The sequence below is a fragment of the Streptomyces sp. BK340 genome (assembly GCF_007827595.1).
Classification (GTDB): domain Bacteria; phylum Actinomycetota; class Actinomycetes; order Streptomycetales; family Streptomycetaceae; genus Streptomyces.
The window spans coordinates 24,690-48,544 of the sequence record NZ_VISR01000045.1 but is presented as its reverse complement, the minus strand read 5'-3'; the positions used below and the strand labels follow the sequence as shown (position 1 = coordinate 48,544).

At 70.6% G+C, this 23,855-nt stretch carries 16 protein-coding genes and 4 pseudogenes; 13 read left to right on the top strand and 7 right to left on the bottom strand.

What is annotated here, in order from left to right; translation table 11 throughout:
• The first annotated feature begins 3 nt into the window (after positions 1–3).
• The 4 genes and pseudogenes from FB157_RS44735 to FB157_RS44720 form a co-directional block, all read left to right on the top strand.
• Entirely contained in the window at positions 4–900 is an 897-nt protein-coding gene (locus FB157_RS44735) for an aldo/keto reductase (RefSeq protein ID WP_145887237.1), read from the top strand.
• A gap of 51 nt (positions 901–951) precedes the next feature.
• On the top strand, positions 952–1,716 hold the full coding sequence (locus FB157_RS44730) for an SDR family NAD(P)-dependent oxidoreductase (RefSeq protein ID WP_145887235.1): 765 nt from the start codon (positions 952–954) through the stop codon (positions 1,714–1,716).
• Between the two features lie 113 nt (positions 1,717–1,829).
• Positions 1,830–2,303: a nuclear transport factor 2 family protein gene (locus FB157_RS44725; RefSeq protein ID WP_145887233.1), complete on the top strand. Its 474-nt coding sequence runs from the start codon at positions 1,830–1,832 to the stop codon at positions 2,301–2,303.
• A gap of 132 nt (positions 2,304–2,435) precedes the next feature.
• Positions 2,436–3,287 (top strand): annotated as a pseudogene (locus tag FB157_RS44720) (IS630 family transposase); the annotation flags it as partial.
• A gap of 97 nt (positions 3,288–3,384) precedes the next feature.
• Here the strand turns inward: FB157_RS44720 and FB157_RS49200 are convergent.
• The 3 genes from FB157_RS49200 to FB157_RS44705 all read right to left on the bottom strand — a co-directional run bounded on the left by FB157_RS49200 (position 3,385) and on the right by FB157_RS44705 (position 5,137).
• Positions 3,385–3,510 carry a hypothetical protein gene (locus FB157_RS49200; RefSeq protein ID WP_261386980.1) on the bottom strand — a complete coding sequence of 42 codons (126 nt, stop codon included), beginning with the start codon at positions 3,508–3,510 and terminating at the stop codon, positions 3,385–3,387.
• 407 nt (positions 3,511–3,917) lie between these two features.
• Positions 3,918–4,634, bottom strand: a complete 717-nt coding sequence (locus FB157_RS44710) for a class I SAM-dependent methyltransferase (protein WP_145887231.1) — start codon at positions 4,632–4,634, stop codon at positions 3,918–3,920.
• Positions 4,635–4,687: 53 nt separating this feature from the next.
• Positions 4,688–5,137: a hypothetical protein gene (locus FB157_RS44705; protein WP_398948067.1), complete on the bottom strand. Its 450-nt coding sequence runs from the start codon at positions 5,135–5,137 to the stop codon at positions 4,688–4,690.
• A gap of 201 nt (positions 5,138–5,338) precedes the next feature.
• On the opposite strand from FB157_RS44705, the gene FB157_RS44700 reads away from it, so the two are divergent.
• From FB157_RS44700 to FB157_RS44690, 3 genes and pseudogenes are all read left to right on the top strand, one after another.
• Complete coding sequence (locus FB157_RS44700; RefSeq protein WP_145887227.1) at positions 5,339–6,610, top strand: histidine kinase; 1,272 nt, start codon at positions 5,339–5,341, stop codon at positions 6,608–6,610.
• Positions 6,598–7,248 (top strand): response regulator transcription factor, encoded by a 651-nt coding sequence (locus tag FB157_RS44695; RefSeq protein ID WP_145887225.1) that lies wholly within the window; start codon positions 6,598–6,600, stop codon positions 7,246–7,248. Before FB157_RS44700 ends, FB157_RS44695 begins: the two co-directional genes overlap by 13 nt.
• Positions 7,200–7,691: pseudogene (locus FB157_RS44690) on the top strand (iron-containing redox enzyme family protein); the annotation flags it as partial. The gene FB157_RS44695 and the pseudogene FB157_RS44690, both read left to right, overlap by 49 nt.
• Before the next feature lie 123 nt (positions 7,692–7,814).
• Here the strand turns inward: FB157_RS44690 and FB157_RS44685 are convergent.
• Positions 7,815–8,468 (bottom strand): diguanylate cyclase, encoded by a 654-nt coding sequence (locus tag FB157_RS44685; protein ID WP_145887223.1) that lies wholly within the window; start codon positions 8,466–8,468, stop codon positions 7,815–7,817.
• A gap of 120 nt (positions 8,469–8,588) precedes the next feature.
• On the opposite strand from FB157_RS44685, the pseudogene FB157_RS44680 reads away from it, so the two are divergent.
• Both FB157_RS44680 and FB157_RS44675 read left to right on the top strand, forming a co-directional pair.
• Positions 8,589–8,813, top strand: a pseudogene (locus tag FB157_RS44680) (IS3 family transposase); the annotation flags it as partial.
• A gap of 324 nt (positions 8,814–9,137) precedes the next feature.
• The gene (locus tag FB157_RS44675) at positions 9,138–10,397 is read left to right on the top strand and encodes an IS110 family transposase (RefSeq protein WP_145887221.1); all 1,260 of its coding nucleotides are present in this window, start codon (positions 9,138–9,140) and stop codon (positions 10,395–10,397) included.
• Here FB157_RS44675 and FB157_RS44670 read toward each other — a convergent pair.
• From FB157_RS44670 to FB157_RS44660, 3 genes and pseudogenes are all read right to left on the bottom strand, one after another.
• Positions 10,356–10,682 carry an ankyrin repeat domain-containing protein gene (locus FB157_RS44670; protein ID WP_186581962.1) on the bottom strand — a complete coding sequence of 109 codons (327 nt, stop codon included), beginning with the start codon at positions 10,680–10,682 and terminating at the stop codon, positions 10,356–10,358. The two genes, FB157_RS44675 and FB157_RS44670, sit on opposite strands and share 42 nt — an antisense overlap.
• A gap of 186 nt (positions 10,683–10,868) precedes the next feature.
• Positions 10,869–11,121: pseudogene (locus FB157_RS49195) on the bottom strand (hypothetical protein); the annotation flags it as partial.
• A gap of 155 nt (positions 11,122–11,276) precedes the next feature.
• Positions 11,277–15,905, bottom strand: coding sequence for a tetratricopeptide repeat protein (locus FB157_RS44660; RefSeq protein WP_145887217.1), 4,629 nt, complete (start codon positions 15,903–15,905; stop codon positions 11,277–11,279).
• A gap of 130 nt (positions 15,906–16,035) precedes the next feature.
• Between FB157_RS44660 and FB157_RS44655 the strand changes: the two genes are divergently transcribed.
• From FB157_RS44655 to FB157_RS44640, 4 genes are all read left to right on the top strand, one after another.
• Positions 16,036–16,362 carry a trypco2 family protein gene (locus FB157_RS44655; protein ID WP_145887216.1) on the top strand — a complete coding sequence of 109 codons (327 nt, stop codon included), beginning with the start codon at positions 16,036–16,038 and terminating at the stop codon, positions 16,360–16,362.
• Positions 16,359–19,601 (top strand): tetratricopeptide repeat protein, encoded by a 3,243-nt coding sequence (locus tag FB157_RS44650; protein WP_145887214.1) that lies wholly within the window; start codon positions 16,359–16,361, stop codon positions 19,599–19,601. The genes FB157_RS44655 and FB157_RS44650 overlap by 4 nt, the downstream gene beginning before the upstream one ends.
• A 172-nt stretch (positions 19,602–19,773) precedes the next feature.
• Complete coding sequence (locus FB157_RS44645; RefSeq protein WP_145887212.1) at positions 19,774–19,971, top strand: hypothetical protein; 198 nt, start codon at positions 19,774–19,776, stop codon at positions 19,969–19,971.
• On the top strand, positions 19,968–23,504 hold the full coding sequence (locus FB157_RS44640; RefSeq protein WP_186581961.1) for a tetratricopeptide repeat-containing serine protease family protein: 3,537 nt from the start codon (positions 19,968–19,970) through the stop codon (positions 23,502–23,504). The genes FB157_RS44645 and FB157_RS44640 overlap by 4 nt, the downstream gene beginning before the upstream one ends.
• Positions 23,505–23,855 lie beyond the last annotated feature (351 nt).

The following is a 23,855-nucleotide window of genomic DNA, read 5'->3' as shown; positions in this document are numbered from 1 at the left end:
CCCATGTCCACAACGACAGAACCGACCACCGAGACGATCACGATCGGCGGAGAGCTGACCGTCGGCCGGATGGGCTTCGGCGCCATGCGGCTGACCGGCGATCAGGTGTGGGGCGAGTACCCGGACCACGACGGCGGAATTGCCCTGCTGCGCCAGGTTGTCGACTCGGGCGTCACGTTCATCGACACCGCCGACGTCTACGGGCCGCACTCCAACGAGCTGCTGATTCGCGAGGCGCTCCATCCGTACCCCGACGACCTCGTGATCGCGACCAAGGGCGGCTTTGTCCGCGGCGGATACCCGTATGACACCCTCGGCGCGGTCGGCAATCCGAACTACCTGCGGCAGTGCGTGCACATGAGCCTGCGACGCCTCGGCCTGGACCGCATCGACCTGTACTACCTCCACAGCGGAAGGGCGACCGACGCACCGTTCGAGGACCAGGTCAGCGTTTTGGCCGAGTTCAAGGAGCAGGGCCTGATCCGCCACATCGGCCTGTCGAACGTCACCGTCGACCAGTTCGAGGCGGCCCGCCGCATCGTGGACATCGCCGCCATCACCGCCGAGTACAACCTCGCCAGCCGGGCCGGCGCCGCCCAGCTGGCCGCCGCCGAGCGTGCCGACGTCGTGTTCTCCCCCTGGGGACCGACCCGGATCGACGGCCCCGACGCGGGGCATATCAGGGACGAGGTGCAGGCCATCGCCCAGTGCCACGGCGCGACACGGCAGCAGGTGGCGCTCGCCTGGCATCTGCACCAGTCGCCGAACAGCCTGCCGATCCCGGGCACGACGACGCCCGGTCACTTCGCCGAGAACATGGCGGCCGCCAAGCTCCGCCTGTCCGACGACGAGGTCCAGCGGCTCACCGAGCTCACCTCCGAGGTCCAGCCCAACAGCTGACCCCGGTCCCCGTTCACACCACAAGCAGACGTACGGGAAGAGGTTCCCTAAATGAACAACCTGTTCGAAGGGAAACGGGCGTTCGTCACCGGCGGAGGCTCCGGGATCGGCCGGGCGAGCGCCATAGCCCTGGCGGCCGAAGGGTGCTTCGTCACCGTCGCCGGGCGGACCGAGGAGTCGCTGGAGAGCACCGTGCGCGCGATCACCGAGATCGGCGGGTCGGCGCAGTCAGTCAAGTGCGACGTGACCGTCGAGTCGATGGTGCGATCCGCGGTGGAGGCCGCGGCGGGCGCCGAGGGACAGCTCGACGTCGCCGTCAACAGCGCGGGCTACGACGGCTCGGCGTCCCTGCCGACCCACGAGTGGACGAGCGAGATGGTGGAAGACATGCTCGCTGCCAACGTGCGCGGCACGTTCCTGGCCATGAAGTACGAGCTCGAGCTCATGAACCGCCAGGGCTCCGGCTCCATCGTCAACATCGGCTCGGGCGCGGGACTGCTCGGTGTCCCCGGCCACGCCGGGTACGTCGCCTCCAAGCACGCGGGCATCGGTCTGACCCGCAGCGCCGCCCTCGACTATGCGGCCAAGGGCATCCGGGTCAACGCGGTCGCCCCCGGCCTGGTCGACACGGGGCTGCTGCACGCCCCGTCCGGGGAGTTCTACGACTGCATCCTGCCGCTGATCGCCAACCACCCCATCCGCCGTATCGCGCAGCCCAGCGAAATCGCCGACGCCGTGGTGTGGCTGGCCTCGGACAAGTCCAGCTTCGTCACCGGCGTGGCGCTGCCCGTCGACGGTGGCCTCAGCGCCGCATGACGTGCAGCGCGACGACGCCCTGCCGACCGGCGCACGCGCCGGCAGGTCGTCGCATTGCCGCTTCGTTCTGCTTGACACCACTTGATACAGCACACCATGAGGAGGAGACCATCATGAGTTCCCACACCACGATCACCCCGGAAGAAGCGGCGGACCGGCTCGCCATCCGCGAACTGATCGACGCCTACGCCCACTTCGCCGACCGTCGGCAGCCAGGCAGCCAGGCAGCGCTGTACGCCCCGGAAGCCAGGACCTTGGTCTACACCGCCGACCCGTCCACCTCTGAGCCGGCGCAGGTACTGGTCGGCCGTGACGCCCACGTCGAGGGCTTCATGTCGCTGAACCAGTACGTTGCGACGACGCACTTCAACGGCCAGAGCACGATTGACGTCGCCTTTGAGGCAAGCCGGGCCACCGGCGAGACCTACTGCCTCGCCCACCACCTGCGCGAAGGCGACGACGGCCGCAAGCTCATCCTCATGTCGATCCGCTACGAGGACACCTTCGCCAAGCAGGACGGCGAGTGGCTCTTCGCTGAGCGCAAGCTCATCATCGACTGGACGGACACCCGGCCGTCGGTGCCGTAGCCCTGGAGGCGTCGCCGCTGGCGTGGGCGAGTCGAGATGGCCACGCCCGTGGTTGCTACGTGCGGCGGTACGTGACGCCGGTCATGCAAGCTGCGGGGCTCCGCAGGAAGGGCTGTGACCGTTGGTAGTTGTGTGACTTCTGCTGTTGGTGGGTCAGTTCCTCGTCGTGGCCCGAAGCTGGAACGGTTGCTGTTGTCTGATGACGAACGGGCGGTGTTGGAGCGGTGGACGCGTCGGGCGACATCGGCCCAGGCGCTGGCCCTGCGGGCGCGGATTGTGCTGGCGTGTGCGGGGCCGGAGGTGCCGCCGACCATCAGCGTCGATCAAGTGGAAGCGGTGGTGGTCACCACGCTGGAACAGTTGCCGAAGAACGCCACCCACTGGTCGCGGACATCGATGGCCCAGCACAGTGGACTGTCGAAGTCGACCGTGGGCCGGATCTGGCGGCGGTTCCAGCTCAAGCCGCATCTGGCGGACACCTTCAAGCTGTCGACCGACCCGTTGTTCGTGGAGAAGGTCTACGACGTCGTGGGCCTGTACTTCAACCCGCCCGAGGGAGCGGTGGTGCTCTCGGTGGACGAGAAGTCGCAGATCCAGGCTCTGGATCGGTCCCAGCCGGTGCTGCCGATAACTCCGGGCATCCCCGAGCGGCGCACCCACGACTACGTGCGCAACGGCCTGACCACCTTGTTCGCCGCGTTCGATGTCGCCACGAGTGAAGTCATCACAGCCTTGCACCGCCGGCACCGGGCCATGGAATTCAAGAAGTTCCTGGCCCGGATCGACAAGGAGGTGCCCGCGCACCTGCAGGTCCACCTGATCGTGGACAATTACGGCACCCACAAGACTCCAGCGATCAAAGCCTGGCTGGCCAAACACCCGCGGTTCGAGCTGCACTTCACCCCCACCGGCTCCTCCTGGATCAACCAGGTCGAGCGATGGTTCGGCTATCTCGCCCACCGGATGATCCGCCGCGGCGCACATCTGTTTCTGCTGGCCGGCAGGGGCCGGCCGCGGGTGGTGCAAGTGCCGGTCCAGCACCTCAGCAGGTCCTGGAGGACGTCCAGGACCTGGTAGAGGCTCAGGCCGGCGTCTGGGCTTTTGGGTCGAGCCGCCGCAGGGTGAGGAAGGCCTGCGCGGCGGTGACGAGGGTGACGTGGTGGTGCCAGCCGCGCCAGGTGCGACCTACGTCGGTCCCAGGTCGCATCGCTCCAGGGTGCCACCCCAGAACCGCCGTCATCACTCACCCCCACCTTGATCCAGAAGAAACCGCCTACACCAGCCCCGCTCACCTGTGGCTGGGTAGCACCGCCGAAAACCGCGCGGAATGGGCCAGCCGGGCACTGCACCACCACAGGCCCGCTCGCAGAACTCCGCGGGGCTGCTGGACGCACCCGCCTTATCGCCGCCGCCCGGGCTTGCTGCCGGAGAGGACCCAGCACGATCGGAGACCGGAATCAAGCAGCAGAAGCCGCAGGACTCCCCTCTCACCTTGCGGGGGCGCCGCAGTTTTCGTGGCCGGCCGCGGTTGGGGCGGAGCCCCCTCGCCTCCTGGAGCGGCCTACCGCGCACCAGGTTGTTCAGCTCGGTGATCGCGGTCCCTGCGTGTGGTGCTCACGCTTTCCCGTCGTCGCTTTCCCGGTCGCCGTCGGCGAGGTGCTCGCCCTGGCGAACGGGCGCGTGGGCTCCGCAGGGTCGGAAGCGGGCGAGGTATGCCGGGCTTGGGCCGCGGCGCTCGGTCAGGTGGAGGCCGGCGGCGTCGGCGAGCCGGTGCAGCCGGCCAAAGGGGATCCAGTGCCGGTCGAAGAACTCGCCGATCACCAGTCGCCCGCCTGGTGCCAGCACCCGTGCCGCCTCGCGCAGTACCCGATCCGGCTCGGGGATCTCGCCGAGCGCGGTCACGGCGTATATGGCGTCGAATGTCCCGTCGGCGTAGGGCAGTTCACGTGCGTCCGAGCGGGTGGCCGTGATCGTCGCCACGCCGTCGCGCTCTGCGCGGCACATTACGTGGTCGAGCATCTCCTGCTGGATGTCGAGCACATCGAGCCGTCCCTCCGGCCCGAGCTGCGGGGCGACGTGCAGCGACTGCAGTCCGGTCCCCGGGCCGATCTCCAGGATTCGCTCCCCCGGCCGCGGCCGCAGTACGGCGTCCATCCGGTCGGCGGTCAGGAACGGCAACGGCACGTCGAGCAGGCCGCGTTGGGCGTACGGATAGGGCGCCGTGTCGCCCAGCCACCAGGCGGCGGCCAACGCGGCGCCGACGCCGGCGGCGACCGCCCAGCGGGTCCGGGCCGGGATCGGGGCGACGGGGGCGGTGGTGATGCGGTGCATGGTGTTCTCCGGTGGATCGATTCGGTCCGTGGCATGTGGCTGGGCGGTCGGCGTCACGCGGGTCGGCTCAGCGCCCGCAGCGCCAGCCGGCCGCACAGCGCGGCGAGCGGCAGCTCGGCGCCGAGCGCCATGGCGACCGCGGTGGCGAAGTCGCCGCCCGGGGCCGCGGTCGTGGTGTCGAACCAGGCGTCCACCACAAGCAGCGCCGCGGTCGCGGCAGCTGCCAGGGCGTGCCGCCGGTCGCCGCGGGCGGCGAGGAGGCCGGTGGCGATCAGGCCGAGCGCCTCCAGCGCGTCGAGCCCGACCCAGGCGACCGGCCAGTGCGCCGCGGTCGCGGTGGCCGGCAGGCCGGTGGCCAGCACGTACAGCCACGGCAGCAGGGCGAGCCCGCAGGCGACCAACAGCCACCCCGCCCGCCGCATGCCCCGCGCCGGGCGCGGCTCCTCCGCCTCTTCGTGGAGCGGGATGACCTCGGCGCGGTCGAAGCCCTCGGAACCGGCCAATTCTTCATTGCACAACACCAGTTGACGCATCGTCTTCCCCCGCTCTCCGCCGGCTCTCCCCTTCACGTGCTCCACCCTCCGCCACACACCAGGGCGCCGTCAGTCACGCAGGGTTCCGACCCGGGGTGGAGAAAAGTGCACCCCCGAACCGGGCGGGAGCGTCATGGCACGGTGATGGCCTGCGGCTTTACCGTTTGACGCATGCAACTCACGACGTGGCTGCGGCTGGTACTGGGCCGGACGTTCCGCAGGGCGGGACACCGGACCGCGCTCGTCGCCGCCGGCCTGCCGCTCCACCTCGCCGTGGTGCCACTGTGGCTCTGGCTGCTCGGCACGATGGCGGCGTTGGTGCGCGCGCCCGGCGCGGTAGCCGTGACTCCGCTGCCCGTGCTGCTCACGCTCGTGGTGACACCCCTGCTGACCGTCGGGCAGCGGCGGCGCTACCGGGCGCTCGTCGGCAAGGACCTCCCGCGCCCCGCCGTACCCGGGCCGGGACGCAACTGGAAGTCGGCGGTGCGCCGGCTGACCGGCCGGGCCTTGTGGCGGCAGGTCTGCTACCACGCCGTGTCGGGTCCGCTGCTCGCCGTCCTGGACCTCGCCGTCCTCGCCGTCTGGGCCGTCGCTCTCGTGGCCGCCTCCATCTACGTGTGGATCTGGGCGCTGCCCCCGCAGTGGCGGGTCACCGACCTCGGGTACACCACGCAGGCCGCGTACATCACCGTCGGCGGCCTCGCCCTGCTGTTCCTCGGGCCCCGGCTGACCGGCGCTCTGGTGCGGCTGGAGACCCGGGCGGCCGAGGTCCTGCTCGGCCCCAGCCGCACGGAGAAGCTCGCCCGCCGGGTAGCCGACCTCGCCGAGAGCCGGGCCGGCGTGCTCGACGCCGCCGACGCCGAGCGGCGGCGGATCGAGCGCGACCTGCACGACGGCGCACAGCAGCGCCTCGTCTCACTCGCCGTCAACCTGGGCCTGGCCAGGTCCACCCTCGGCGACCTGCCGGAGGACGCCCGCAAGGTGATCGACGAGGCGCACCGCGAGGCGAAGGAGGCGATCGCCGAGCTGAACAACCTGGTGCGCGGCCTGCATCCGGCCGTCCTTGAGGACCGCGGCCTCGACGCCGCGCTGTCCGGGGTCGCCGCCCGCCTCCCGATCCCGGTGCGCGTGGCGGTGGCCCTGCCGCAGCGCCCCTCACCCACGGTCGAGGCCGTCGCGTACTTCGTGGTCTCCGAAGCCCTGACGAACGTGGTCAAACACGCCCAGGCGACCCGGGCGGACGTGACCGTGGAGCGGATCGGGGAGACACTGCTGGTGGTCGTCGCGGACGACGGCGCGGGCGGCGCGGATCTCGCGGCGGCCGACGGCACCGGGCTCGCCGGGCTCGCCAAGCGCGTCGCGTCCGTGGACGGCACGTTCTCCTGCCGCAGCCCCGCCGGGGGCCCGACCGTCATCACCGTGGAGCTGCCGTGCGCGCCGTGATCGCCGAGGATTCCCTCTTGCTGCGCATCGGCGTGGTCAAGGTGCTGGAGGCGGCCGGCTTCGAGATGTGCGCGCAAGTCGCCGACGCAGAAGGGCTGCTGGCGGCCGTCGAGGAGCACCGGCCCGACGTCGCCGTGGTCGACGTGCGCATGCCGCCCGGCTTCACCGACGAGGGAGTACGCGCCGCGCTGGTGATCCGCCGCCAGTACCCGCGTACCGCCGTGCTCCTGCTGTCGCAGTACGTGGAGGAGCGGTACGCCGCCGATCTGCTCGCCGCCAACACCTCGGGCGTCGGCTATCTGCTCAAGCAACGGGTCGCCGACGTCGAGGAGTTCGCCGAGGCGGTACGCCGGGTGGCGGCCGGCGGCACCGCGCTCGACCCGCAGGTCGTCGCGCAGCTGCTGGTGCGCCGGCACAGCGATCCACTCGACCGGCTGACACCGCGCGAGCGGGAGGTGCTGGAGCTGATGGCGGGCGGCCGGTCCAACTCCGGCATCGCCGCCGAGCTGGTCGTCAGCGAGAGCGCGGTCGCCAAGCACATCAACAGCATCTTCACCAAGCTCGACCTGCCCAAGGCCGACGCCGACCACCGCCGCGTCCTAGCGGTACTGCGCTTCCTGGGCGTTGCGACTGGCTGAACACCTCGTACGGCCATTACCTCGACGCTGCACCGGCCGAGGCGCTGGCCACCGTGAACCTGATGTCCCTGCTCGGTCTGCACCGGTCCCTGCGCGGGGCGCTCGTCGGACACTTCGCCGCCGTCAAGGTCACCTCATCTCCTGCCTCACGCCGCCTGGCCGAGGCACTTGACCGTATGGGCGCCGGCCCGGCGGCCGTCCGGTTCTACACAGAACACGTGGAGGCGGACCCGGTGCACGAACAGGTCGTTTGGCACGAGGTCGTCGCCGGTCTGCCGACCGACGAGCCGTGGCTCGACGCCGACGTGGTGTTCGGGATCCGCGCGACCGGCCATCAGGAAGAGCGGCTGGCGGCCCGGCTGCTTGGCACCTGGCGGGACGGGGCGACAGCCCCGCGCACGGGCCGCATCGCCCCGGCCGTTGCGAGCAGGCAGGGCGCATGAGAGCAAGATCAAGACTCTATGGTCTGCCTGCGGTCGGGCGGAGCCGCCGCTCCTGCGGCGCCGGCGAAAGGTCCTCGCCAGCCCCATGCAGATCGGGCGCCCGCGCCGCGTCCCGGCCGTTTCTCAGCGGGGGCCTGCTTCCCGCGCGGAAGCCCGCAGGCAGCGAAGCAGCTCTTCGGTGTAGGGCACGACGACGCCCGCGACGATGACCCCGGCGAGCCCGGCCAGATAGGCGGCGGGCAGCGGATGATCCTTGGGTAAAAGTCGCCAGTCCTGGGCACCAGGGCCGCCCCGCAGTGTCGAGCGGACCTGGTCCGCGTGCAGGCAGGCGGTGAAGGCGAGCGCCGTGAGCGGCAGGACTTCCAGGAAGCTGTGGACGTGCTGCTCGATGGGCCGGACCTCTCGTTCGCCGACGGCCAGCGACACGTCGTAGACGGCCGTCGCCCCATGGGCCAGGGCGGCCCCGCCCATCACGGTAAGCACCAGCGGATTGACACGGGCGAGCAGCCCCATCACCACCGGTATGCCGGCCTCGGTCATCATCAACGCGTGGACGGCCGACTCCTTGGTGCCGCTGGTGTGCTCGATCCGAGTGCGCCGGTGCATCCACCAGTCCGCAAGTCCAGGCACCACCCACAGGGGAAGAACCCCATACAGCAAAAACCGGCGGCTCGCGTCCTCCACCGCGGTGGACGACACCGGGACCTGCAGATCGTCGGCCCGCCGCCAGTCCCGCCAGGTCCGCCAGGCCTTCCGGGGCAGTACGCGCAATACCATGGACACCTCCAAGACAGTGACAAGGGCCTTTGGCCCAGGGTCTACGAACCATCGAGTACCCGCCTCCGGTACCCCTCCTCATGCCGGCAACACCACGCACGACCTCCCAACCGTCGGGTACTCGGAGACGGCCTGGACAACGCGACGATGGAGTCGTTCTGGTCTTCGATGCAGATCGAGCTGTTGAACCGCAAACGGTGGAAGACCCGGGTCGAGTGGGCGAACGCGATCTTCGAGTACATCGAGATCTTCCACAACCGGCAGCGGCGCCACTCAGCACTGGGCTACCGCACCCCGATCGAGTACGAACTACTCTCACAAGACACCATCCCCGCCGCCGGTTAGCCACCGCAGCTGGAACCCAAACCGTGGGACGGGTCAAGATGTCACCCGATCGTGCAGCAGACCCAACTGCCCACCGACGGCCCCCCCCGTTACCGTCTTCATTGGCTCCGCAATGGGGCCTCCGGCCTTCGGGTCCGGCATGACTTCCCCTCCTGTTGTTGATGATCCGGGGGGTGGTGTCACCGGGTCCGGAGGCATCGACGGACCGCTGATGAGGGGCTTGAGCACCGGCTTCACCCAAGCCGGAAGAGCTCTCCGTAACGTGGATGTGGCAGCTCGATGCCCTGGCAAGGCCGGCCGAAAGCGTGACGGAGGGGCCTGCACGTGATCGACACCGGCGACATCGACGTCTTCCTCGGCCTGGACGTCGGCAAGGGCGAACACCACGCCACCGCCGTCACCCCGGCCGGGAAGAAGGCGTTCGACAGGCGCCTGCCCAACACCGAGCCCAAGCTCCGCGAGCTGTTCGCCAAGCTCCAGGCCAAGCACGGAACGGTGCTGGTCGTGGTCGACCAGCCGGCCTCGATCGGGGCACTGCCGCTGGCGGTCGCAAGGGACATGGGCTGCCCGGTCGCCTACCTGCCCGGACTGACGATGCGGCGGATCGCCGACCTCTATCCAGGTGAGGCCAAGACGGACGCGAGGGACGCGTTCATCATCGCTGACGCGGCCCGCGCGATGTCCCATACCCTGCGAGCCCTCGACGGCGAGGACGAGACGATCGCCGAGCTGGAGATGATCGTGGGCTTCGACGACGACCTGGCCGGCGAAGCCACCAGGGTCACCAACCGGCTCCACGGCCTGCTGACCCAGATCCACCCCTCCTTGGAACGGGTGCTGGGGCCTCGGCTCCAGCACCCGGCCGTCCTCACGCTGCTGGAACAGTTCGGGTCCCCGACCCAGATCCGCAAAGCCGGCCGACGCCGACTGGTCACCCTGTTACGGCCGAAGGCCCCGAGGATGGCCGAGCGACTCGTCGAGGACATCTTCACTGCTCTGGACGAACAGACTGTCACCGTCCCCGGCACTGACGCGGCCGCGCTGATCGTCCCGAGCCTCGCCGCCTCGCTCAACGCCGTCCTCGACCAGCGCAAGCTGCTGGCCGCGCGGATCGAGGAACTCCTGGAGTCCCACCCTCTTTCGAAGGTCCTGACATCGATGCCGGGAGTCGGCGTCAGGACCGGAGCCAGGATCCTCATCGAGGTCGGCGACGGCAGCACCTTCCCAACCGCCGGCCACCTCGCCGCCTACGCAGGCCTTGCCCCGGCGACCCGGAGCTCGGGCTCCTCGATCCGCGGCGAACAACCTTCCCGGAGAGGAAACAAGCAGCTCAAACGGGCTTTCTTCCTTTCCGCGTTCGCCGCTCTGGGCGACCCCGCATCCCGGGCCTACTACGACAGGAAGATCAGCCAGGGCAAGCACCACACCCAAGCCCTGCTCTGCCTCGCCAGACGCCGAGCCGACGTCCTCTTCGCCATGCTCCGCGACGGCACCTTCTATGAGCCGCAGCCCGCCAAAGCCGCGTGGCCCGCAGAGACTGCACTACGAGGCAGGACGATCCCCGAGATGCACCGCGGCATCTGAACCAATACGCCAGTCGGCAAGGCGCCGCGGGCTCACACCGTGAAGGTTGTCCATGTCCGGATCGGCACCGGCATTGACCAGCAGCGACAGCACCCCGCCATCACCTCGATACGTGAACACCGCCTGCCACAAAGGCGTATTGCCCTGCTCGTCGGGTGCATCCACTTCCGCACCCGCCGCCAGGAGAGAGCCGACAGCCGCGGCATCCTGCTCATCCGCCGCGAAGTGCAGCGGCGTCCACCCCCGGCGGCTCTCACGACCTGAGCCCTGGACCTCATCCGTCATGCCAGCCATCATCACGACAGCTTGACGAAGGACATAGGGGCACCCCCCGGCGCATGGCCCCCGTACACCGACCTCTCCGATGTCCGCGTCTACTTCATCCTGTTCGAACACGCGCTGCAACTGCACCGGCTGGCGCCGGGTGAGCCGCTACCGCGGGACGGGGAGCCATACCCCGACGACGCATTGCGCGTTCTCCCGGTGAGGCACCGCTCGGCGCGGTCCGACCGGCTTCCTCTGCGACGCCCCGCTGACCATCACGGCAGGCGCTTCCTCCTCAGCCAACGCCTCCAGATACTGTCCAAGGCCGATCACTCGGCGCCTGAGTACCTCTTCCGCGTCCGCCAAGTCTGTTCGCACCCGTTCCAGTTCGGCTTCGAGCTCCTCCACCCGCCCCGCCGCGGCTTTGCGTCGCGTCCAGAACTGCCCGCATCGACGGCATCCGCCACCCCCACAGCATCGCGGCCGACAACGAGCCGAGACTTCCGCGACAGCTGCGATCTCATGTCTGGCCAGCGGAATCCGCACACGAGGTTCGGAAAGAGAACGACCTCTAGCGGGTTGGTGCTGCTCTATTCGACCTCGCGGCAGCGAAGGTCACGCTGGCGGATGCAGGTGTGCGTCCCGGTGGGCGGTGGGAGCGGGCGTGGCGAGGCAGCTGAGCAGCGCGTGGGATCGTCGGGTCGTGGTCCTGGCTTCCGCGGTGTGCCCCGTGGCGTCGAGAGCGAGCGCCAGCACCCCCATAGTCTCCGCCAGCTCGGTCATGTGTGTTCCGGGGGCACGGGCGGCCAGGTGGCGGCGTACGGCGAACGCTCGGCGTGCCATGCGCAGGGCCTCCTGGTGGCGGCCCGCTGCCGTGAGGGCCAGGGCCAGTACGTGCAGGGCGGCTCCGAGTGCGATGCGGTGCTGCGACGCGTTGTCCTGCGGGGGCGCCAGGGGTGCGGTGAGTGATCTGAGCGCGCCGCGGGCCAGTCCGAGCGCCCGCGGCCATGAGCCGGTTTCCAGCAACGCCCAGGCGAGTGAGGTCAGGGCTTCGTCCAGATCGAGGCGATCGCCGTCCCGAGCGGACATTGCCTCACCTGCTGCTTCCTTCGCGTACAGCAGTACCAGGTGCTGGCAGGCGTCCACTGCCGCTTCGGGGCGCCCGGCGGCCGACTGTGCGGCGGCGTACAGGTGCAGCGCCTGGCAGTACCCGTCCCTGCGACCCTCGGCGGGGAGGCCTGGCTGGTCCTCGTGGTGTCGGACAGCCTCCTCGGCGGCGGCCAGCGCCTCGGTGTCGCCCGCCTGTTGCAGCACTGCGGCCAGTTGTACGAGGAGTGCGCCCTCGTTCACCGTCTCGTCCTCCTCGGCCTCGCTCGCCTCGTCGTCGTCCTCCTCGGCCGAGTCGTCGTCGTTCTCGCCCTCGACCACGCTCTCGCTCACGCCCCGTCGCAGGGCGAGGGCCTCACGCACGGGATCGACGGCCTCGGACGGTCGCCCCGCGTTGCACAGCGCGTCGGCGAGACGCGACAGATCCCCGGCCAGGGAGAGGCGGTGGTCGGCTTCTTCGGGGTCGGAGTCCAAGAGCCGGCGGCGCAGGTCGACCATTTCCCGTGCGCAGTCCGTCGCCTCCTCGTGACGGCCAAGTTCCTCGAACGCCGATATCCGGTGCCCCAGGAGTTCGAGTAGGGCCTCGAACCTCTGGGGACGTTCCTCGGCCGATGGCAGGCGGCACAGGGTCAACGCCTGCTCGGTCCGTGTCAGGATCTCCGACCAGCGGGTCAACCGGTGCATGTAGAACACCAGGTTTCCCGTGACGCGGACGAACTCGTCGACGAAGGCTCCGGGTTCCTCGGCCACCGCGGCCGCGAACCTGTCGTACGCCTCCGTTGCCGTGGCCAGGGCGGCCTCAGTGTCTCCTGAGTCGAACAACGCGTAGGCCTGGAGATCGAGCACACGGGCCAACTCCGGTCCGTGTGCGGCGGGCAGCCGGTCGGCGAGGGGGCGCAGGACGGCGACCGATTCGCCGAAGGCGCGCAGCGCTTTGGAGTACTGCCCGGTGTCGGCGAGGGCGTTGGCGAGTGCGGCGCGAGCGAGGGCCGGGGCGGATCCGTGGGCACCAGGGATCGACGCCTCGGTCTTTTCGTAGATCGCGACGGCATCGCTCAGCAGGTCGACCGCCTGCTCCGGAACATGGTGGGAAAGTGCAATCAGGGCGTTGGCGAACGACGGTGCCGCGGTCGGGTCGTGTTCGACCAGGGGTCGCAGCAGTTCCACGGCTTCCTCCGCCGATGCCTGCGCCCTGTCTGCGTCCCCGTGGTCGTCGAAGACGCCCGTGGCGTCGGACAGCCGCTCGGCCAGGTCCTGCGTGAAACGGTCCGGGTCATGTGCGGCCAGGCGCCGGGATTCGGTCAGGCACTCCTCGACCGTGTCCACCGCCTCGGTGAGCAGGCCGGCTGTACGGAGGAGTTCGGCGAGGTTGCCGAGGACCTCCGGTATGCGTGGACGGTATTGGTCAGGCCACCGAGCGGCGAGGTCACGGTAGAGGTCCCTTGCTCTGCGGGCGTTGGCCGTTGCCGCCCCGAGCTGCCCGAGCGCACTGTGGATCCGGATGAGGTTGTACTCGGACAGGGCGACATCGGGGAGGTGGGCCGGGTCGGCGCAGGCGAGATCGTGGTGGAGGTCGCGGGCGGTGAGTGCCCCTTCCAGCGCTTCGTCGAGCCGGTCCGCGTCGGCGAGTCGGTTCGCGTGGTTGTTCCAGGCCATCGCCAGATCGCCGTTATACGTTTCGGGATCCCGCGACGCCAGGTCCTCGTAGTACCGCAGCACGTCCTGGGAGAGCGACAGCGCTTCTGCCCCGGACCGATCCTGGTCGGTCACCAGGGACAGGGTGTTCAGGGCCAGGCCGAGGCCGCTCTCGGCTTCCGGCCAGCCGTGTGCGGTGAGTGTGTGCCACAGGGCGACGGACTTCTCGGCAGCGGTGCGAGCCGCCGAGATCCGCCCGATCTCGACCAGCCGGACGGCGTAACGGTGCAGCCGCCGAGCCTGTTCGGCCGACGCCTCGTGAGGATCCAGCGTCGTGGGTCCCGGTGGTTGTCGGGCCAGCAGGCCCGAGAGGTCCGCCGCCCATTCGTCGAGGGCCAGCGTGGGCAGCGGAACCGCGTTGTACAGCCGCTGTGCCAGTGATCCGCGCCGGTCCACAGCGCCCCTGATCTCCTCCAGTACGGCGGCCAGGGCCTGCCGGAGTGGGGCCGGGTTCTCCACCGCGACCACGGCGTTGACGGCCCGCAGGGCGAGTGGATCGGGATGGGCGGTGACGACGATCCGGAGTGGTTCGGTGATGTGCGGCTGGTGGAGCTGGGCCCGGGACAGCAGGTGGAAGGCGGCCGAGGTCTGGCGGTCGGTCGTGTCGGGCAGCAGGCGACCCAGCAACTCGGGATCCTCCGCGAGGACGCCGCCCAGGAGATGTTCGCCCAGCCGGTCGGGCTGGAGCGGACCCCAGTGGTCGTCGTCGGATGGATAGAGGCTGGACAGCCAACGTCCGCAGCGCGCTGGGTCCGGCAGCGGCGTCCGGGGTTCCTCGATGTGGCCGGTCGGCCGGAGCCTGCTGAGGACGGCCAGGGCCTGCCGTTCGTCCTCCGCGGGGCAGAGTGTGGCGGCAGCGACCATACGGCGGTACTCGAAGAGCGGTAGGTCGCCGATACCGTGGCTGTGCGCGGTGCGCCTCCAGACCTTCTGCTCGTGACGGAGGAGGACCGCCTCATGGCGATCGCCGTTCGTGACGCGTACCGGGTCCACAGCCTGCAGCAGGGCTACCAGGGCGGCCATTTGGAGGTTGAGAGCGCCGGAGTAACGGTCCTCTCTGACGGACGGCGGCACTGCCGCGCGTATCGCCTGCCGTGCCTTCGGCCCTGGGTACAGGGTGGTCAGTCCGTCTTCGAGGTCGGCCATGGCGTCGCGAACGGCGGTGGCACGGAGTGCGGCGGTGGGCTCCAGGGGAGGCAGCGGGCGTACGGCGGTGTCGCGCGGGAAATGCGCGTGCTCCCGGAGTTGGCTCCACCACTGGCCGGCCTTGCGCGCCAGGATCAGGAGCCGCACCGGATGGCAGCGGGCTGGGACGGACGGACCGAACGCGTCGAGAAGGTCGTTCATCTGTGACTGGCGGGTCTCGGCGTAGTCCACTACCAGCAGCAAGGGAGTGTCGAGCGTGGCCAGCCGGGACAGTGCCCGGATGTCGGCGCGTTCGGCGAGGAATCCGGCCGTCCAGCCGTCTTCTTCGGCGGCGCGGACTGCTTCGAGGGCCACCCTCGTCTTGCCCTGGCCACCTGGGCCGGTGAACAGGAGCACCGAGTCGCCGGCATCGGAGTGTCGCCAGTTCGCGAGGTCGCGGAGGGTTTGCTCGCGGCCGTGGAATCGGACCGTGGCCGCTTCCGGCCTGAGGAGTGAGATGGGGGTGAGCGTTGGACGCCCGGTGGATCGGTGCAGCACCCTTGCGAGTTCGGCCGGCTGAGGGCGAACCGCCTTGAGACCGAGCAGTTCGCGGGCCTCGGGATCCTCCCACAGCGGTGCCGTCTCCTCGATCTCCACGCCGTCGAGTGCGTCGGCGCGCACCACGACCCCCACGAGCAGGCCGTCGCACATGACGGCTGCACCCGACATGCCGTCCCAGCGTGTCCTCTTCTTCTCGTTCGTGCCTGCGGCTCCGTCTGGCAGTGGCGGCACGGGTTGGGCGACGTGGACAACGTGCCGTGATCCGAGGGCATCCGAGGAGACCAGGGTGCCGCTGATGTGGGCGGTGTCCCGCATCACGGTGGCCAGTTGTGGGCCGCCCCGGTCCTCGTACACCCTGAGGCCCGCGGGGAAGCCGGTGGCCTCGATGCGTGCCGAGCAGGGCCGGGTGGCCAGCCGTCCCCAGCGCACGGGTGGGAGGGCGGACAGGCCGGGCCCCCCGGCGTTGTCCTCGACGCGCAGCACGGCAAGGTCCCTGGGTCTGCGGTCTCCTTGACCCTCGGGCGCGTCCGGGTCCGAATAGCGGCGCAGCAGTACTCGGCAGCGCAGCCACGGACCCATCCCGCCGGGGCGGATCCACACCTCGCCGGTACCGGGTGCGGGCACGGTGTGCGCGGCCGTGATCACCAGTCCGTCGTGCAGCAGATATCCGGATCCGGCGGTGTGGGTTCGCGCGCCGGGCCGCAGCGACGCGAGTTCGACCACACGCGGGTCCGCCGCCACGGCACGTTCACTCATCCGCTCTCCCACCCGTCGGCTCCACGCACGCTCCGGCGGCACATCCTGACAGACTGTGTGGGACTGTGTGACGGGGCGCTTCCGGTGGGTAGCGATGGGGTTGACCGACGCAGTGCGACAGGGGGATGAGATGTCCGACCGAGACTCCGCCGAGAATTTCGTCGAACTCGCGCAGGCCATCGGGTCGTTGCGCAATCAACTCGACACGGCCCGGCGGCTGGCGCCCGAAGGGGGCCTTTCCTTCGAAGTCGGGCCGGTGGAACTGGAGTTCCAGGTGGCTCTGTTGAGCGGCAGCGAGATCACCGGGGGTGCCCGGTTCTACGTTCTGTCGGGCGGTGGGGGCAAGCGGCGGGAGCGGACGTCCACGCACACCATCCGGCTCACCCTGACACCCCGGGGACCGGACGGTGGACCGCTCGAAGTGTCGGACACCGCGGAGACGTTGCCGCAGAGGTGAGCTGGACGATCCCACCCGTCGCCCGGCGGGTGGTAGAGGTCTACCGGACCTCGGACGGCGGTCGGTATCGGATCGCCACGGGCCATCTGTTGGATGACCGGCTGGTGTTGACGGCCGGTCATGCCGTCCGTGGTGCGACCAGGGCCCGTATCCGGTTGCTCGACGGCGGTTCGGTCTGGGACTGCTCGGTGGTTTGGCGTCGCTACGACAGCGCGGCGGGGACCGGGGTCGACGCGGCGTTGCTCCGGATCGACGATGGCTCGTTCCGGGAACCGGTGGGGCTTCCACCTCTGGTGTGGGGACGGCTGGGTACGGGCGCCCGCCGTCCCGTCGAGGCGGTCGGGTTCCCGGCGGGTATGCGGGTGTGTGAGGAGGGCGCGCCGGCCTTCAGGGACACCGCGCACATTACCGGCCACATCGCGCCGGGTAGCAGGCTCAAGGCCGGCCGTCATGAGATCAAGGTGGACAACCCGGTGCCTGCCGTCGTCCCCGGGGAGGGCGCCGGGAACGTGTCCCGTTGGGGCGGGATGTCCGGGGCGGGGGTGACGTCCGGGGGCCTGCTGGTGGGGTTGGTGGTGGTCGACCCCGACCCGGGCGCGGCCGGCGGGGCGCTGACCGCCGTTCCGTCGACCTCGCTGCTGGAGGACGAGCAGGCGGCCGCGCTGCTGGGGAGGCCCCGCATGAATGACGTCGCGCTCGCGGGCGTCCTTCAGCCCCCGCCGTCGCCCGCCCGGTCACCGGCGGGTCTCCTACGGGCCGAGGTCAGCCCGGTCGGTTTCCATGGCCGGGAGTCGTTGATGGACGGGCTCGTCGAGTGGTGTCAGGCTCCGGGTCTGTGGTCGCTGAAGCTGCTGACCGCGCCGGGAGGTCAGGGCAAGACACGGGTGGCGGCCGAGCTGGTGGATCGGATGGCCCGCCGGAACTGGAACACCGGGTTCCTGGACGACGACCCCGATGCCGACCTGAGTGCACTCGGTGAACTGTCCGCTCCCCTCCTGCTCGTCGTGGACTACGCGGAGACCCGTCTCGATCAACTGCTGGAACTGCTGCGGCTGTTCGGGACGATGGCCGGGACGGGGGTGGGACCGCCGGTCCGTCTGCTGATGCTCGCCAGAAGCGACGGGGAGTGGTGGCAACACGTGTGCCGGAAGAGCCGGGCACTGCGGGAGCCGCCGCCCGGCACCGTGGAGGAGCTGGGGCCGCTCGCCGACGATCCCGCGACCCGGTCCGAGGCCTTTCGCCACGCGGTCGTGGGCCTGGCCCACGCTCTGGCCCGGTTGCCGGAGCTTCACCCGGCGCCGCCCGGTTTTCGACCGGAGTCGGTGACACCGCCGCGGCTGTCGGACGAGCGGTTCGCCAGGGCCCTGGAACTGCACAGTACGGCGCTGGCCTCGCTGTTGCAGCACCTGTTCCCGGTCCCGGCCGCTTCCCGGGGGCAGGGCATGGAACTTCTGATGCGGCACGAGGAGGCGTATTGGACGCGGACCGTGTCCGCCCACCGAATCGGTCACTTGCACACGGAGACCCTGCGGCAGCTGGTCGTCACCGCGACGCTCTGCCGGGCCCGTACCCCCGACGAGGCCAGAAATCTGTTGGAGGGAAGCGGGATCCTGCGCGGGGAGACCGCCAACACGGTCCTCGGCGCGGCGATGTGGCTCAACGAGCTGTACGGCGGTCGTGACGGCTACTGGGTGGGACTGGTGCCCGACCTGCTGGGCGAGCACCTGGTCGGTACGACCGCGCGGGCCTTCCCCGAGCTGCTGTCCGCGCTCACCGAACTGCCCGACGCCGAGCGGTCCGGTCATCTGCTGCGCGTGCTGTGCCGGGCCGGACAGAGCTTCCCGGAACTCGACGAGCGGATCGTCGGCCTGATCGCCGGACGCCCCCGGCCGCTGGCGCCCGTCGCCGTCGAACTGCTGGCCCGGGAGGGGTACGGCGTCCTGGGCCGAGCGGTGGACGCGGTGCTGGATGGGCCGGACGGGCGGGGTCCGCTCTCCGCCGAACTGCTCGCCGCGGTGCCCCGTCACACGGTGGTGCTCGCGGGTCGCGCGGTCCGGATGGCCGAAGAGACCGTGGCGCACGCCCGGGGTACGGCGGGCGCACCGCGGGAACTGGCCTCCGCACTCCACGCCCTGGCCTACCGGCTCGCCCGGGCAAGCCGGTATCCCGAGGCACTGGAGGCGTGCGAGGAGGCTGTCCGCCTCCGGGGAGACGACAGCCTCGACGCCACGGTGGATGCGGAGTTCATGGACGTCCTGCTGGGGTACGGCGCTCGGCTGGACGAGGTCGGCCGTCCGCACGACGCGGTCGCAGTCGGCGAGCGTCTGCTGGCCGCGCTCGGCCCGGGCCACCGTTCGGACACCCCCGAGGATCAGGGCCGCCGGGCGACCGTACTGCACCAGCAGGCCCTGTGGCTGTACCGCGCGGGCCGCCACGACGAGGCCCTGGCGCTGGGGGCCGCATGCGTACGGCTGCGCGAACGGCTCCTGCGCCGGGAACCGGGGTGGCCCGCGGTGGAGATGGCCGACGCACGCCTGCACCACGCCCTCTACCTCCACCAGGACGGTCGTGTCGCAGAGGCGGCCGAGGAGACCGCGCGTGCCGTGGCGATCCTGCGAGTGCTGGCACAGGAGCACCCGGACGCCTACCTGGTGCGGCTGGCGGAAGCGCTGCACAACGAGGCCCGGACACGTGCGGCACTGAGCGAGCACGGGACGGCGCTGGGCCTGGCCGAGGAGGCCGTCGCCATCCAGCGGGGTCTGCTGGACGACGACCCCGCCCCCTCCCAATTAGGGCTCCTGGCGAGGCTGTTGAGTGGACTGGTCAGCCGGCTGACCGCGATGCGCCGTCTGCCCGATGCTCTGGAGGCCGCGACGGAGGCGGTGCGCCTGCGACGTGCGCTCGCCACCGACCGAGATCCCCGGGCCGTGGGTGAACTGGCCTGCGTACTTGCGGATCTGGCGCTGTCGCTGCGTCGCGTGGGTGACGACGAAAGGGCGGTGGTGGCCTCGGAGGAATCGGCCGTGGCCCTGCACGAGGCGACCGGAGGCGGTGGGGCTCCGGCGGGCGGGGAAAGCGCCCGCATTCTCTGCGTCCATGGTCTCGTACTCGGCTCCCGCGATCCGGAGCGGGCCCTGAAGGTTCTGGAGGAGGCCGCGGAAGTGGCCCGAGCGGGGCGACACACCGTGTTGCTCCGGCGATGCCTGACCGAAATTGAGCGGCTGCGCGCCCGTTCCTGACCGTCAACTGACGTTGGTGGACCGAGAGGAGACTCAAACCATCACTGTCGGATCACTCCGGGAAAGAGGCGATCACCGCACCTTCCGGGCGGGGACCATTCCGGCATACCGTCGCCTAGGCTGAGGCCAGCGCATCTCCTGTGAACGGTCGTCCCTGCAAGGGAGTTCAGACATGCCCAAGAAGCCCAAGACGTCGGAGCAGGACGGCAAGGCCGCACCCGCACCGGAACCGTCGACGGCTCCGCCTGCCCCTTCCGCGCAGGATGCTGCCGGTCTCACCCCGCAGAACGCGGATCTCGACCTGAACAGCGAGACATGGTCCAACTTCTCCGAGGTGGACGACGAACTCGACGGGCTGCCCGAGCGGTGACACCACCCGGTCCGGCAGCCGTCGACCACCGCACGGACCCCCGTGTCGTCGAGGTCTACAGCCGCAGGCCGGACGGCCGGGGCGGCGGCACCGGCTACCTCCTCGACGACGGCCTCGTCCTGACCGCCGGCCACGTCGTCAGCCGTGGCGACTGGCGCCAGGCCGAGGTGACGGTGAGGTTGCCGGGTTCGAAGGACTACCTGCCGTGCGACGTGGAGTGGTACGGCTACGAAGCCCATGAGCCCGCCGACACACGGATGGACGCCGCCGTCCTGCGGATCTCGTCGCCGCTTCCGGTGCCACCGGACGACGGTTCGCCCCCGCTGCGCTGGGGCCGCCTGGTCACCGGGCTGCCGGAGGTTCCGGTCGACCTCGTCGGCTACCCGTCCGGCATGGGCGTACGGCGCGACGACGACATGGGAAGGCTGGTCCTGCGGGATACCGTCAGGGTGCGGGGAACCGTCAACACCGGCACAGCCGTCAAGGCCAGGCGCTACCACATCGTTCTGGGGCAGCCGATCCCCTACTCGCCGGCCGCCGCCGTGTCCCGTTGGGAGGGTGCCTCCGGCGCGGCGCTGCTCAGCCATGATCTGCTGTGCGGTGTCGTCGTCACGGCCAAGGACGAGCCGGGGCACGGCAGGGCCCGCGCGATCCCGGCCGAGGAACTCCTGGCCGACCCCGGCTTCCGCGCCCTGTTTCCGAATGCCGTCACCGAACCGGCCGAACTGCAGCCGCTGCTGGAACGGGAGTCGGCCCGGCCGGTCAACACCCCCGTGTCGCTGCTCAGGCCAGACGCCACGGCCGTGCCGTTCACCGGACGCCGGGACGTCCTGGCCCGCCTCGGCGCATGGTGCGAGCAGCCCGGCCGGTTCTCCGTACGGCTCGTCACCGGACCCGGCGGCCAGGGCAAGACCCGACTCGCCGCAGAACTCGTTCGCCGTCTGCGGCTGCGGAACTGGAGTGCCGGATTCCTGGCCGCGGGAGCCTCCCCCGCTCTCCTGCCCCTGGTCACTGAGACCCGCACCCCGTTGCTGCTCGTCGTCGACTACGCCGAGACGAGGGTCGAGCAACTCCAGACCCTCCTCGATCTCGTCGACCGACACGAGCACACCGACACCATGGCGCTGCGACTGCTGCTGCTCGCCCGGGACAAGGAATCGGGCGACTGGTGGGAGAACCTGTGCAGCGAAGCCCTGCCACTGCGCGACCCGCCACCAGGGACGGTGCTCCCGCTGCCCGACCTCTACGGCGAGGATGAAGATCCACCGGACGACAACACCTTCCGTATGATCGGTGAGAACCTCGCCGAGGCACTGGCCGCACTACCCACCGTTACCACACCCTGGGACCCCGCCGTCCTGCGCACCCTGCCCGTGCCCGACCTGGACGACCCCCGTCACCACCGCGCCCTGGACCTCCAGATGGCGGCCCTGGTCGCCCTGCTCCAGGCCCTCGACCCCGAGGACGGCCCGGCGGACGAGCCGTACGAGGGCGTACTGCTGAGGCATGAGCAGAAGATCTGGCGGCACACCGCACACGACCGGGGACTGGGCGCCCTGACCCTGAGTGCCCGGCGGGAACTGGTTGCCTCGGCCACGCTGTGCGGCTCACCCGCCGACCGGGACCAGGCCCGGGACGTCCTCGCGCGGCTGTCCACGCTCACGACCGACGCACCGGACGTCGCGGACTCCGATGCCACCCACGACGTGGTCGGCGCCGCCGCGGAATGGCTCGCCACCCTCTATCCCGACCCGCACACCTTCTGGGGGCCGTTGCGCCCTGACCGGATCGGGGAGTACCTCGTCGGGCTCGCCGTCGACCGACGCCCGGCACTGCTGGACGAACTGCTCGCCACGGCTCCGACCGCCCAGGCCACCGACGCACTGAGGGTGGCCGCCCGAGCGGCACCCCGGCACTGTGGGCTCGGCCCGCCCCTACACGCCGTCGTGGTCCGCCACCCCCGGCGGCTGGCCGGACCGGCCGTGACCGCGGCGACCACCAGCGGATCGGAACCGGGCCCCCTGCACACCGCCCTCGCCGAGGTCGTACGCGATCACCCCGACGATCAGACGCTCCTGCGGAGCATGTTCACCCGGCTGCCCGCGCACTCCCGCAACCTGTCCGTGTGGGGAGCTGACCTCGCCGGGGCCCTCGTCACCCTGGCCGCAGGAGCACTCGGCGATCAGCCGGACGACTCCGGCTGGGCACGACTGGCGGCCGCCTTCAACGACCACGCCCACTGGCTGACCGCCGTCGGCATGCACGACGAGGCACTGGAACGCGGCGCGATGGCGGTCCGGCTCTACGAGGGCGTCGCCGGCCGGGAACCCGGCCGCTACGCCCACGACATGGCCACCGCGCACGAGGGCTACGCCCACCAGCTCCATCTACAGGGCAGGCGGGAGGACGCGCTGGCATCCGCCGAGCGCGCGGTCGACCTGCGGCGCGAGCTGGCCGACGGGCCCGTCGCCCGCGCGGCGCTCGCGGTGGCGCTCACCGGGTACGCCCACCATCTGTCCAGCCTCGGACAGGTCGTGGAGGCCGCCGGGGCGAGCGGCGAGTCCGTGTGCCTGTACTCCGGACTTCCCCCCAAGACACTGTCGGCCCATGAGGACGAGTACGCCGCCGCACTGCTGGCCCATGCCGTCTGCCTCGCGGAGCTGGCCGAGTACGACGACGCCATCGACGCCGTGGACCAGGCGATCGTCCACTACCGCCGACTCTCCCGCCGTTACCCCGATGCCCATCTACGCCCTCTCGCTGCCGCGTTGGCGACTCGGGCCGACCTCCTGGTGGACACCGGATCCTACGAACGCGCCCTCGACAATGCCAGGTCGGCGCTGAAGACATACGAAAGTCTCGCCGCGGGACCGGTCGACCTGTACACCGGTGAACGTGCCGCCGCGCTGCACTGCGTCGCCCGCTGCCTGGGACCCCTCGGCCGCTGGGAGGAAGCGGAACGACGGTCCCGAGAGGCCGTCGAACTCTACGACGAGCTACGGCGGACCGCGCCACGGACACACACCTTCGCCTGGGCCCGGGCAGCCGACGGCTGGGCCATCGCCCTGTCGGAGTCCGGTCGCGACCGGCAGGCCGTGGAGGTGAGCCGCGGCGCCGTCGACGCGCTGGAAGAACTGCACGCCGGCGGCGACCCCGGGACGCAGAGCGCGCTGGCCGACGCGTCGCGCAACCACGCGGAGATCCTCTTGGAGCAGGGGCGGGCGGCCGACGCGGAGCCCTTCGCAGCCCGGGCCCTCGCGCTCTGCCGGGAGATAGCCGCCCACGACGACGGGGCCTTCGCCTACGAGACGGTGCTGTCCCTGCTGGTCCAGGGCATGGTGCTGGCCACGCTCCGGCCACGCGAGAGCGTACGGCCGCTGCTGGAGGGACTCGGCCGAGCCCAGGAGGCCGATGACCAGGAGACGGGTGCGCAGTTGGCGGCGGTGCTGGTCGACGCCTACCGGGCGGACCCCACCGTGGCCGATCTGGTCCACGAACTCACCGGCGCCGTACCCGACTGGCTACGCGCCTGACCCGGGCGCCGGTCAAGGGCGGGGCGGGGCGGCGGGAGGAGGCCCTGGATTCGGGTGTTCTGGAAGGAGGCGAGTTCCCAGCCGTGTTTCCGGTGGGCGGCGACATAGGTCGGGGATTTGTGAGCTATCTTCGGGCGGCCGCACAGATGGGCGCCGCTGTAGGTGCGATCCGACATCGAGATCAATCTCAGCGCCTACGGCTGTACCGCTGTTCCAAGCGCCGCCCGTTGCATCCGATGCGAACTCTCGACGGTGTTTGTCCGCCGACTCTCATCACATGCGGTTTTCGCGCATGTGATGAGAGTCGGCGGAGGGTGGTGGACCGGTGGGGCTGCAGGTCAGCGTCGGTCC